The 11024-nt window shown below is 49.9% G+C and carries 12 protein-coding genes; 5 read left to right on the forward strand and 7 right to left on the reverse strand.

Annotated elements, in window-relative coordinates:
• Window positions 1-8: 8 nt before the first annotated feature.
• The 7 genes from B9G79_RS02390 to B9G79_RS02420 all read right to left on the reverse strand — a co-directional run bounded on the left by B9G79_RS02390 (window position 9) and on the right by B9G79_RS02420 (window position 5432).
• Window positions 9-1160, reverse strand: coding sequence for a hypothetical protein (locus B9G79_RS02390; RefSeq protein ID WP_232469015.1), 1152 nt, complete (start codon window positions 1158-1160; stop codon window positions 9-11).
• A 164-nt stretch (window positions 1161-1324) separates the two neighbouring features.
• Window positions 1325-2158 (reverse strand): S1 family peptidase, encoded by an 834-nt coding sequence (locus B9G79_RS02395; RefSeq protein ID WP_232469016.1) that lies wholly within the window; start codon window positions 2156-2158, stop codon window positions 1325-1327.
• 81 nt (window positions 2159-2239) lie between these two features.
• Window positions 2240-2536, reverse strand: coding sequence for a hypothetical protein (locus B9G79_RS02400; protein WP_232469018.1), 297 nt, complete (start codon window positions 2534-2536; stop codon window positions 2240-2242).
• 148 nt (window positions 2537-2684) lie between these two features.
• On the reverse strand, window positions 2685-3500 hold the full coding sequence (locus tag B9G79_RS02405; RefSeq protein WP_088564134.1) for an MlaD family protein: 816 nt from the start codon (window positions 3498-3500) through the stop codon (window positions 2685-2687).
• A complete protein-coding gene (locus B9G79_RS02410) occupies window positions 3500-4246 on the reverse strand; it encodes an ABC transporter ATP-binding protein (protein ID WP_088564135.1) in 747 nt (248 codons plus the stop codon). Before B9G79_RS02410 ends, B9G79_RS02405 begins: the two co-directional genes overlap by 1 nt.
• Window positions 4243-5031 (reverse strand): MlaE family ABC transporter permease, encoded by a 789-nt coding sequence (locus B9G79_RS02415; RefSeq protein ID WP_088564136.1) that lies wholly within the window; start codon window positions 5029-5031, stop codon window positions 4243-4245. Before B9G79_RS02415 ends, B9G79_RS02410 begins: the two co-directional genes overlap by 4 nt.
• Window positions 5031-5432: a hypothetical protein gene (locus B9G79_RS02420; protein WP_232469020.1), complete on the reverse strand. Its 402-nt coding sequence runs from the start codon at window positions 5430-5432 to the stop codon at window positions 5031-5033. Before B9G79_RS02420 ends, B9G79_RS02415 begins: the two co-directional genes overlap by 1 nt.
• 677 nt (window positions 5433-6109) lie before the next feature.
• Between B9G79_RS02420 and B9G79_RS02425 the strand changes: the two genes are divergently transcribed.
• The 5 genes from B9G79_RS02425 (at window position 6110) to fliE (ending at window position 11011) form a co-directional block, all read left to right on the forward strand.
• Window positions 6110-8890, forward strand: a complete 2781-nt coding sequence (locus B9G79_RS02425; protein WP_232469022.1) for a tetratricopeptide repeat protein — start codon at window positions 6110-6112, stop codon at window positions 8888-8890.
• An 8-nt stretch (window positions 8891-8898) separates the two neighbouring features.
• Window positions 8899-9741, forward strand: coding sequence for a sigma 54-interacting transcriptional regulator (locus tag B9G79_RS02430; protein WP_088564139.1), 843 nt, complete (start codon window positions 8899-8901; stop codon window positions 9739-9741).
• Window positions 9738-10148 (forward strand): flagellar basal body rod protein FlgB, encoded by a 411-nt coding sequence (flgB, locus tag B9G79_RS02435; protein WP_088564140.1) that lies wholly within the window; start codon window positions 9738-9740, stop codon window positions 10146-10148. Before B9G79_RS02430 ends, flgB begins: the two co-directional genes overlap by 4 nt.
• Before the next feature lie 3 nt (window positions 10149-10151).
• A complete protein-coding gene (gene flgC, locus B9G79_RS02440) occupies window positions 10152-10595 on the forward strand; it encodes a flagellar basal body rod protein FlgC (RefSeq protein ID WP_015092407.1) in 444 nt (147 codons plus the stop codon).
• 80 nt (window positions 10596-10675) lie between these two features.
• Window positions 10676-11011 (forward strand): flagellar hook-basal body complex protein FliE, encoded by a 336-nt coding sequence (gene fliE, locus B9G79_RS02445; protein WP_088564141.1) that lies wholly within the window; start codon window positions 10676-10678, stop codon window positions 11009-11011.
• Window positions 11012-11024 lie beyond the last annotated feature (13 nt).

Below are 11024 nucleotides of genomic sequence, written 5' to 3' on the forward strand. Positions count from 1 at the left end.
CCTCCTTTCTAGAAGAACATCATCAAGTTCATTTCCTGCGCCAACTGGCGTTCGATATTGACGCCGGCAAAGACGTCGGAAATCTGATAGCTGATCATCATGGGAATCAAGGCGGTCTTTTTAAAATATGAATTCACCGTGCTGTAAGTCAGCTCGGCCTTCACGCGGTGAGCGGTGGAGGCGGAATTCAAAGCCAGCAGGTCATAGCGTGTATTGCGATCGCCACGATAGACGTCTTTTTCTTTGGTCGAATAGTCATAACCTGCCCCCAGCGTCCAGCTGTCGCTGAATTCATAGAAGGCATTGCCACCGACGGTGGCGATATTACCCAAAGTGCGGGTCACGTCCTCTTTAGTGGTGGCATCAGGCAAGGTGTCGTCTTCATCGGTGGGAACCCGCGCTGTGATGTTGTCCGGGATGTTCACCAGATAAGAAACGTAAGGAACCAGATAGGCTCCGGCAAAGATCTTGTGGGAATAAACGAAAGAATTCGTGATGTTCGTGCGACCGAATACATTCAGCGCCGCCAGATCGTCGGTGTCGTATTTAGGGCCCGTCGGCAGATTCAACTGGGCTTGATGGGCCATGGTGATGTCGCCTTTTTCATAGAACTTGTAAATGCTCACCACGTTGACATCACCGATGAAACTTTCATCGCGGTTCGCAAGTGGTTTGTAACCCTTTGCCGTCAAAGTCTCGTTGGTGGCTTTGCTCAAGTCCGTATTCAAAGCCGCATCCAGTTCCGGATTCAGTCCTGAGAACTGCTGGCGATAGTATTCAATATTCGAGAACTCCTGCGAAAGGGAGATCTTGTTGGTGTAAGACACGACCGGCACGCCGACACCGATTGTCCAGTTCTTGGTGATACCGCGGGCGAAAACCGGGGCATAGTATTGAACCTTCGGCATGGTGTCCACGCGCAGGACGCCCAGATTGAAGGCATCCCCCAGATTGTGACCACCGAAGCGGTTTAAAGCGTCAATCAGGCGTTTGGCGTCGGAATTAAACTTAGCCAGGGATTTGGCGTCGAAGACTACGGATTTGTAGTCCCCCAGATTCATCAGGCTGCCGCTTTCGGTGTATTTCTGGCTGATGCCGTCGATCATCCCAAAGCGCAGGGAAGGGCTGTTGATCCCCTCGGGCAGTGTGCTTGTTCCCATAAGCGAACCATAGGCGCAAATTGAGCCTAAAATTCCGCAAAATGTTACAAGTAACGCCCGAATATTCACAGCATTTCCTTCTAAAGCATTTAGATTGTATTTAAAAGTTTCTTCTTAATCTTACTAACTAAAACCTGAAATTCTCATGCCACTCACGCTGCGTATTACTCTTGTGAAAGAATCTTTGCCGTCGCTTCAATCCAATCCATGTGGAACTGAACGTTCATGTACTCACCCTGCATGATGCACAAGTTCCATTCTTCCTTTGGCAATTTGTCATCGAAGAATGTTTTCGAAGCCACGCCCACCACCATGGTGTCGCTGCCAATCGTGGTGATCGCAGGTCCGCCGGAATCACCCTGACAGAAGCCTTTTCCTTGTGATTGATCCACGATGAAAGCAGGTTCGGTCGGACTGTACTTGGCGATATTCAAATCTGCCGTGCGCAGAATGCCGACATTGCCTGGGAAGGACGGACGGCCGTCCATGCGACCGAAACCAGCCGCTTTGATGCTGTTTAACCCCAGATCCACGTCTTTGGCCGGCAGTTTCATGATCTCGATATTTTCTGGCAGGGCCGTCTCAAGCAGTACCAGCGCCAGATCGTACTTTTTGTTTCCGTTTTCGTATTCAGGATGAACCAGGAATTTCGAGGCCTTGTAATAAATCGCCTCGCCATCCTCGTTTTTCAATTCAATTCGGTGTAAAGCGTCTTCGCGCTTTGAAATGCAGTGGCCCGCCGTCAGAATCAGACGGGGAGAAATAGCACTGGCTGTGCACTGGGAAACTTTGTATCGGGTGATGGTCCCGCGCTCATCTTCGGTGATTTGCGGGTCATACAGCACGCGGAAGTTCAGGGCCTGTTTTGCCGTGGCTTCAGTCACGGCCACGTCGTTCCCGCCGACTATGCCGTCAAAGTTGGAATTAACCAGGGAATCTTTGGAGATCTGACCCTGGCAGGCGGACAATATGAGTGACAATACGATCAACTTTCTCATGCCGGGTCTGACTTGCAAAATTGCAACTCAGCTTATATGCATCCCAAGGGGTTTTCGGCTGTCAAAAAGTTGGATAGTGCCCTAAAAAGACCACGAAATTTGGGCAGCCGCTCCCACAGCTTCCGTTTGCATCAGGCTGGAAACCTGCAAAGTGGCGGAGGTGGCTGGGATCTTTTCAGACCAACTGACCTTCATTTCGCGCACATCGCCGGTGGAGTCTTCATTGTCGATGTAGATCACTTCGGAGCTGATGCGGTTTTCGCCCAGTCCATCCATCGGAAGTTTCAGGCGGTGTTCAGAGGCCTGCGCCGTGCCCGCCAAGATCAGTAGAAGAGTAACGCCGATTGAAATTGCTTCGAGTAGTTTTGAATTTTCCATGAATCTAAAACTAAAGATCTTTGAAACGATTCTCCACTCGGGTTTCCAGGATTTCTGGACCAAGTGGAGGAAGCTTGCAGAATTAAAACGGTACTAAACCGAAAAGACCAGCAGAAAGCCAGTCTTAGAAGGGGACTAGCTGAAAGGGCTAGTCTTTGGTTTCTTTTTCGATGGAAGTGCGAAGCAGGGACTCGACGTGATTCTTGCGATTGGAACCACCCAGCATGTTTTTCAGGCGGTTGTGAATGGACGGATCGTTGATCAGTGCGCCCAGACTGCCTTCGCCACGGTCGATCTTGGACAGAATGGAATCCAGTTTTTCGATGGATTTACCCAGCTTTTCGCCGCCTCCGTGGGCATTCATCTGCGCCACGAATTTCTGGCTGTCTTTGCTGGTCTGGGAAAAATTCGTGCTGGCGGTTTCAAGGTTCGCCATGATTTTACCCATGCGGTTTTCCACGTTCATCGCATGGGTGATTTTGTAAAGCTCGTTGATGATATCAAAGATTCTGTTGGTTTCATTGCCACGCTCAGAAACGATACCCAAAAAGTCCGTGGGCTTTGCCACTTCCAGAATATCGCCTTCTTTCAGGCTTTCAGCGCGCGGGTCCCCTGGGATGATAAAGACGAACTTGTCACCCAAGGCCCCTTGCGTGCGGATTTCCACCTGGGAACCCTGACGGATACGGTCGATATAGTCCTCGTTGATTTTCATCTTTACGTCCAAAGAGTTTTTCTCGGGCAGGAAGGTGATGGTCTCAACGTTCCCGACGGTCACACCGGACAAGGACACAACGCTTCCCACCGCCAGGCCCTGAACCTGATCAAAGTGAGCATGCACACGCACATAGCTTGTGAACAAGGCCTTGTCCGCGCCGAGCATAAAGATGGTGGCCAGAATCAGGAAGATCCCGATGGTCAAAAAGATTCCGACTTTGATTTGGGTGCCGAAGTGAGATTCCATTAAGCACTTTCTCCGTTGATGAACTGGCTCATGGCCCCTGGGGGCTCTTGTTTGAGTTTTTCAATTGTGTACTGCTCGCCGATTTTTCCATTCAGCAGCAGGGCGACCTTGTCACAGACGGCATAGACCGTCGGCATGTCGTGGGTCACCAGAATCGAGGTCACACCCTTGGCCTTCAAGCTTAAGATGGATTCCTGGATGCGTTTGGTGTTGTAAGGGTCAAGACCCGCTGTCGGCTCATCGTACAAAACGACTTCGGGGTGCATCATCATCGCGCGGGCCAGGCCCACACGCTTTTGCATACCACCGGAAAGATTTCCCGGCAGCAGGTGTTCAGATCCCGGCAGGCCAAACTCCTGCAGGGTTTCTTTGATCTGGCGCGAGATTTCCTCTTCGCTGAAGTTGAAATGTTCACGTAATGGATACGCCAGATTTTCGTACACCGACATCGAGTCAAACAAAGCCCCGCCCTGGAAGGCATAGGCCACTTTCTTGCGGATTTCGATCAGTTCGTTTTCTTTCATCGGAGTGATATCCACGCCGTTGATCAGAATCTGCCCGCTGTCAGGTTTTTCCAAACCCACCAGACTGCGCAGAATAACACTTTTTCCGGCGCCGGATCCGCCGATCAGGCCTAGACATTCACCTTTACGCACATAGAAGTTCACCCCCTGGTGCACTTTCTTGCTGCCAAAGGACTTTTTAAAGTCCACCACTTCGATAACGCCTTGTCTGGTTTCGCTCATATCATTTTCTCCACGATCCAGAAAAGTTTTGAAAGGAAGAAGTCACCGACCACAATCAGAATAGAGGACACGACCACCGCTTTGGTGGTGGCGATGCCGACTTCTTTCGTGCCGGCTTTCACATTCAGACCGAAATAGCAGGACGGGATGGCAATAAAGAGGGCAAAGAAGAAGGTCTTCGCAAATCCGGACAGATAATCCTGGATGTTGGAAGTCGTCATCACTTTCAGATAATAGAAATTAGGATCCAGATTCAGTTCGGTCGCACCGATGATCAGGCCGCCCAAATTTCCGACGATGTTGGCGATAGACACCAGGATCGGCAAAGTGATCAGGCACGCCAGAACACGGGGAATAACGATTTTCTTGATCGGGGATGTGCCCAGAGCACGAATCGCATCAATTTGCTGGGTCACGACCATACTGCCAATTTCACTGGCGATACCGGCACCCACACGCGCCGCCAGCATCAGACTTGTAAACACCGGACCCATTTCACGCAAGATGGTCACGGCCAGCAGTTTAGGAACATAAAGTTTACCACCGAATTTTTCCAGACCCATCCCAAACTGCAGGGACATCACCATGCCGATGCTGACTGCGGTGATCACGATCAGCGGCAAAGAACGCATGCCGATCTGATAAATTTGTTCAGAGATCAGTTTGTAATAGATACGGCCACGGATGGTTTCACGGAAAACATCACGGCTTAGCAGCCCCACTCCACCAATAAAGTGGAGGACTTCCATCATAAAGACTGTGAAGGGCAGGGCGAGGTTATTCATCACGGAGCCTTAAACTGAGCCTTAAAGTCTTCAAAGTGTTTCTGTTCAGCCGCAAACTGCTTCTGAACGCCACCATAACTCAATGTATAGTTGCAGTTGTTTTTCTTAAAAACCAACAAAGCCAATTGCACTGGAATGCCATCGACCGTGCCCGTAGCAACGGATTGACGGGCCTCGCGGCCATTGAACATCAAAGTGTCTGACTTAACATCCAGATTGGAAAGCGCCGCCAAAGACTCGGTTTCCATTTGCTGTAAGGAAGGATCCGAGCCACCACAATCAGAAACAAAAGAAATGGTATTGCCCGTAGCCGAACTCAACCAGGCTTTGTCAGAGTTACCAGCATCAATGGATTTAAACGGAGAAGCAGGCGAAGAAAACTCCACACCCTTAGCAGGCACAGATTTCCGCCCCGGCAAATTCACCGACACACACCCAACAAAAAGCAAACTCAAGATGCAACAAACAAAGATGTTCTTCATAGCACCCATCCATCGGAATAAATTGAGGAAAAATCCAGAGCCAGAATGCCTAAACAGTGCCTCGGTCTAGGGAAGGGAGGGGGCCCTACCGGCTTATCCCCTGCGAACACATCCTCGCGGACGCGATCCCCGTTGGGGATCTGCTGCTGCGGAACTTGGGGCTAATCCGGTAGGGCCCCCTCCCTTCCCTAGACCAAGCTGTAACGTCTTTCTAACTCAGAATTTTCCCACTGCTTCTAGCGCCCCACCGAGAGCTCTCGTTAGCGCGTAGAAAAAGTTCAGAGAACACACGTCGTGTGCACAAGCCCACAAAATCTGCCGGCACACCAGGCGCTTGGCAGGGGCTTAGGCAAGCCAGACGCGAGTTCCGCAGCAGCACGTCCCAAAGGGACGGCGTCCGCGAGGACTGTCCGAAGCGGCTGGATTGACTAAGCCCCTGCCAAGGGCCGGGTCGTTTGCCGTCAGCGTTTTGGCGGTGGTGTTGGAAATTCTATGAAACTTTTTGCCCATCTGGAAATTATTTGCCAATGGACCTTTGAAAGAGGTGGCACCGTATGTGCAATAGCAGAGCGAAGGGAAGAGAAGGGGTTCAAGGAGTGAACACTTTACGCAATTTGATCGTGGCAGGATGCCTGTTCTTTGGTCTAGCTTCAGCGCAAGCGGCGAAGGTCAATGGAATCATTAATTTTCAGGGCGACACTGTTCACATGGAACTGTCGGGCCAGCAAAATTGGGATTACGACGTCAAACGCCTTGATAAAAAAGGTCAGGTTGTCGTTGAAATGACGGTGCCGGCGTTGGATGAATCCACGATCGGTTCTCTTTCTTCATTTAAAAGTGATTTTGTGACGTCGGTGGCTGTGGACCGCAAGGGTCCGGATGGCAAGAACGTGATTCAGTTCACCCTTTCCGGTGAAGACATTGAGACATTTGATTACCTGACGGATCAGCCTTCTCGCCTGATCATGGATTTCTATGTGAATCCTTCCGCGAAACCTAAAAAAGACAGCAAAGCGGTTGCTAAAAAAGACACACAGATCCCGACCGAGCTGCCTGCTAAAGATTTGAAACCTGTAGCAAAAGCCAAAACAGACAAGAACCGCAAACCTGCGGCGGATACTTTGGCGATTGCGGATCAGGGTGTGGGCTTTGCCGCTAATGATTCGGTGAAATCCGGTATCTTTGATGGTGGCGATCCGGACTATTCCCGCTTCTCGGTTAAAGACTATGAGATCAAAGAAGAGGCGATGATCCGCGCCAAGGATAACTACTATATTCCGTTCCCGATGCTGGAAACCCCGGTCAGTTACTGGGAGAAAATGAAGATCACTCCGGCGATCTATCAGATTTCCCCGCAGTCCACGGAAGAAAACAAACAGGCTCGCTTGCTTTTGACGCTTTTTGAAAAGCAGCGTTATGGCGTTTATCTGAAAACGCAAGCTTGGTTCAAAGACAAGTATCCAAAATCTGAATACAACGAAGTCATTGATTTCATGACTGCCGACGTTCACCTGGCCCTGTGGCAGGAAGAAGGCCGCATGAAGGATTATGACGAGGCGATGCAGAAATATAAGGAAGCGGTCGCAAAGTATCCGCGCTCTCCTCTGGCGGAAAGAACGTCCGTGAAGACAGGCTTTTTGGCTTTGGAAAAAGGCGATGCGCTGAATTCCCTGCGTTTGTTCCAGGAACACATCGACAATAAAAAATTCTCTGGCAAAGAATCCGTTTCAAAAGACCTGGCTCGTCTGGGCATGGGTTTGGCTTTCATGAAGCTGAACAAATGGACTGATGCGATTGCCCAGTTTGATCAGGTTGAAAAAGAAGCGACCAACCGCGATTTGAAAGTGGAAGCAGCTTACCGTCGTGGAGACGTTTGGGTGCGTGGCAAGAACTATGCAAAAGCGGTTGATGAATATCAGAAAGCTTTGAAGAAGTATCCAGAGGGGCAGGGTTCTTACCCGAATGCCTTCTTCAATCAGGCGGAATCTTTGTTCATGATGAACAAGTACCCGCAAAGTCTGGACACTTATCGTGAATTTGTGAAGAAATTCCCAAGCAGCAATCACTCGGCCTTTGCGATGACCCGCATGGGTGAATTGCTTGAAATCTTCGGTGCCGACAAGTCCCGCGTGATGGGGGCTTATCTGGAAACTTACTTCCGCTATGGTGAAACTCCGAATGCGGTGATTGCGCGTTTGCGTCTGTTGAGTGCGCGCATGAAGGGCATGAAGCCGAAGGAAGTGAACCATGCGGTTGAAGAAATCATGTCTTTGGCTAAAAAAATTGACCTTCCGAACATCGAGCAGTTTGCAACTGTGATGGTCGCGGATGGTTACACTCACCGTGGGGAACACCAAAAAGCGGTGGATCTGCTTTCCAAATACTATAAAGAACATCCAACATCTGTGGATGTTCCGTTGCTGACCAACCGTATTGTTTCCAACATCAACGACAAGCTGGAATCCGAAGTCAATGAAGGCAACTTCATCAAGGCTTTGAAGACCCACAGTCAATATGCTGACAACTGGCTGAAAAATTCAAAGCGTCTGGATACAAAATATAATGTCGGTCGTGCCTTTGAAATGGCCGGCGTTCCGGTTGAAGCGGAAAGATACTACAAAGATGTTTTGAATCGTATCTATGCGATTCGTGGCACCGCGGAAGCCAAAGAAATCCAGGTGAAAGAGCAGATTCCTTCTGAAGACGAGCTGAACCTGCGTCTTTCCAACGTGTTCACTCAAGAACAAAAATACAACCAGGCCTATGACTATCTGAAAAACATCAAAGCTCCTGAAAAGATGGATGAAAAAGCCCAGATTGAACGCGTGAACATCGCGGTTCGTCTGCTGGAAAAACGTGGTGATAATGACTCTGCGGTTCGTTACCTGGGAGAATTGCTGCGCACCTGGAAAGGCCAGCCTCAACTGGTGGCAGAACCTTACTTGAAACTTGCAGAGCTTCAGGTGAAACAAAGCAAGCCGGATGAAGCCATCCAGTCTTTGGAAATGATCGACAAATTGCAAAGTGATTCGGGCAAGATTTCCCCGGTTATCCACGCCAAAGCGCTGGAAATGATGGGTGATATCTATCTGGATAAAAAGCAGCAGGATCTGGCGACAGGTTCCTATGAAAAGCTGCTGGAAAAATACGAAGACAATCGTCCTCTGTCCTCTATCCGCTACAAGCTGGGGCAGATCTACTTCAAAGCAGGTGAGATCCAGAAGGCGGCTGAGGTTTGGAATGACTTCAAAGGTGACAAGAGCGGGTTCTGGAAGAATCTGGCTCAGGAGCAGTTGAAGAATTCAGAATGGCGCGACGGTTACAAGAAATATATCAAAAGAATTCCAGCTATGTCTGAGAACGAGCAAGGCCAATAGGAGTTTGGATGTCGTACTTTGATTTTGATGCTCTACACATCGAAGATAGAAGAATGCACGAAGTGAAACAACTGAGTTTGCAGTTGGCTTCAACGCAGGCAAGTTTGCTTCTGGTGGGTGAAGCCGGTGTGGGTAAAACAAGTCTGGCTCGTTACATTTACACAAAAAGCCGTTCAGCACGTCTGTACTGCCTGGATTGTAAAAACGCCGGTGGATTTGATTTCTCCCGCGTGGATGGCGGTACTTTGCTGATTGAGGATCTGGATTGTGCTTCCGTGGCGTTGCAAAATGACCTGATGAAGCTGGTGGAAAGAACCGACGGCACTCGTCCTCGCTTCATTTCGACTTCCCGCCGCGATCTGCGCGCTTTGGTGAAGCAGGAGCAGTTCCGTCAGGATCTTTTCTATAAGCTGGCGGTTGTGCATCTGGAAATTCCGCGTCTGGAAGACCGTCGTCAGGATTTCCAGAATATTGTGAACTTTATTCTGGAAGTTTCCCAGATCATGCACGGCAAGTCGGGCTTGCGTTTGACGGCCGAGGGCTATGAGCGCCTGAATAGCTGGAACTGGCCGGGGAACATTCGTGAGCTTGAAAATGTGCTGGAAAGAGCCGTGGTTCTTGCAAAATCTTCACTGATTGGGCCTGAATCCATTCAGTTTGAGGCTGTGGTTGAGGATATGGACCTGGATTTTGCACCGGGCATGTCCCTTTCTGAGGTCGAGAAGCGTCTCATTATTCAGACCCTGGAGCTGACTGCCCAGAACCGCACCCGTGCGGCGCAAATGCTTGGAATCAGTATTCGTACATTGAGAAACAAACTTAATGAATATAAGGAAGCAGGTGTTTTATGAGTAGTATCTTCGATAAAACAACCAACGCTCTGGCGACCTCACTGAGCATGAGGCAGCTCCGTCACAATGTGACATCCTCCAATATCGCCAATGCCGAGACTCCGGGGTACCACGCCAAGAAAATGGATTTCGAAGGCGCTTTGCAAAGAGCCCTGGATCTGGATGGCGCGAACTCTTTGAGCACGAGCAATCCCGAACACTTCGCGGTGGGCGGAATCTCTGTGAACAAAACCCGCCCGGACATTTACGATGATCCGGAAGGCGCCGTGAACAACGACGGAAACACCGTCGATGTGGAAAAAGAAATGTCGGCGTTGTCAGAGAACGCGATCATGTACAAAGCGGCTCTGCAACTGATCAACAAAAAAATGGCGGCACTGAAATATGCCGCAACCGAAGGGCGGTAATAGATGGCTGATTTTTTGACGGGGATGAGAATCAGCAGCAGTGGTATGGCGGCGCAAAGAATGCGCATGAATACCATTGCCAGCAATATTGCCAACATTAACACGACCCAGACCCCTGAAGGTGGTCCGTATCGCCGTAAGGACGTGGTTTTCGAGGCGATGCCCGACGCCAAGAACTTTGGCGAGATTATTACATCGACCGATCCGGCGGGAAGCTTCCAGCGGGTCCAGGTGACAGATGTGGTTTCGGATCGCAAGGCGCCGTTGCTCAAGTATGAGCCGGACCATCCTGATGCAAATGCAGATGGATACGTGGCTTATCCGAACATCAATTTGATGGAAGAAATGACCAATATGATACAGGCGTCGCGTTCTTACGAGGCGAACGTGACAGCGGTTCAGGCGTCCAAGGATATGGCCCTTTCCGCGCTGGAGATAGGCAGGTAATTCCTTCCTAGACCCCGGCAAAAATTAAGGACTTTTTTACGCAAGTTTAATACAATTTTCTAAGAGGAGAAGGTGAAGCCATGGAGGGTTTTACTGTATCAAATGCAAACAGGTTTCTCGATAATGGAATCGTTCGTGATTCCAAGTCACTAAGTATCGAGAACACCCCTTCAGCTAGTTCGACATCCGGTACGGGCAAGAGCTTCGCCGACACCCTGAAAGACGCCGTAGGCAGCGTGAATGAAATGCAGAAGGCTTCAGACAAAGCCATGCAGAATCTCGCGACTGGCAAAACGGACAACGTGGCCGATGTGATGATCGCCGCGGAAAAAGCAGACATCGCCCTGAAGGTGATGGTGCAAGTGCGCAACAAGATTATTGATGCGTACCAAGAAGTTATGAAGATGCAGGTTTAGTTTCCTTAGGCTG

Source organism: Bdellovibrio bacteriovorus (assembly GCF_002208115.1).
Classification (GTDB): domain Bacteria; phylum Bdellovibrionota; class Bdellovibrionia; order Bdellovibrionales; family Bdellovibrionaceae; genus Bdellovibrio; species Bdellovibrio bacteriovorus_C.

What these genes read in the sequence shown, in the direction of transcription:
- B9G79_RS02390 (WP_232469015.1), bottom strand. Translation starts at nt 1,160, where the DNA reads ATGGGAACAAGCACACTGCCCGAGGGGATCAACAGCCCTTCCCTGCGC.
- B9G79_RS02395 (WP_232469016.1), bottom strand. Translation starts at nt 2,158, where the DNA reads ATGAGAAAGTTGATCGTATTGTCACTCATATTGTCCGCCTGCCAGGGT.
- B9G79_RS02400 (WP_232469018.1), bottom strand. Translation starts at nt 2,536, where the DNA reads ATGGAAAATTCAAAACTACTCGAAGCAATTTCAATCGGCGTTACTCTT.
- B9G79_RS02405 (WP_088564134.1), bottom strand. Translation starts at nt 3,500, where the DNA reads ATGGAATCTCACTTCGGCACCCAAATCAAAGTCGGAATCTTTTTGACC.
- B9G79_RS02410 (WP_088564135.1), bottom strand. Translation starts at nt 4,246, where the DNA reads ATGAGCGAAACCAGACAAGGCGTTATCGAAGTGGTGGACTTTAAAAAG.
- B9G79_RS02415 (WP_088564136.1), bottom strand. Translation starts at nt 5,031, where the DNA reads ATGAATAACCTCGCCCTGCCCTTCACAGTCTTTATGATGGAAGTCCTC.
- B9G79_RS02430 (WP_088564139.1), top strand. Translation starts at nt 8,899, where the DNA reads ATGTCGTACTTTGATTTTGATGCTCTACACATCGAAGATAGAAGAATG.
- flgB (WP_088564140.1), top strand. Translation starts at nt 9,738, where the DNA reads ATGAGTAGTATCTTCGATAAAACAACCAACGCTCTGGCGACCTCACTG.
- flgC (WP_015092407.1), top strand. Translation starts at nt 10,152, where the DNA reads ATGGCTGATTTTTTGACGGGGATGAGAATCAGCAGCAGTGGTATGGCG.
- fliE (WP_088564141.1), top strand. Translation starts at nt 10,676, where the DNA reads ATGGAGGGTTTTACTGTATCAAATGCAAACAGGTTTCTCGATAATGGA.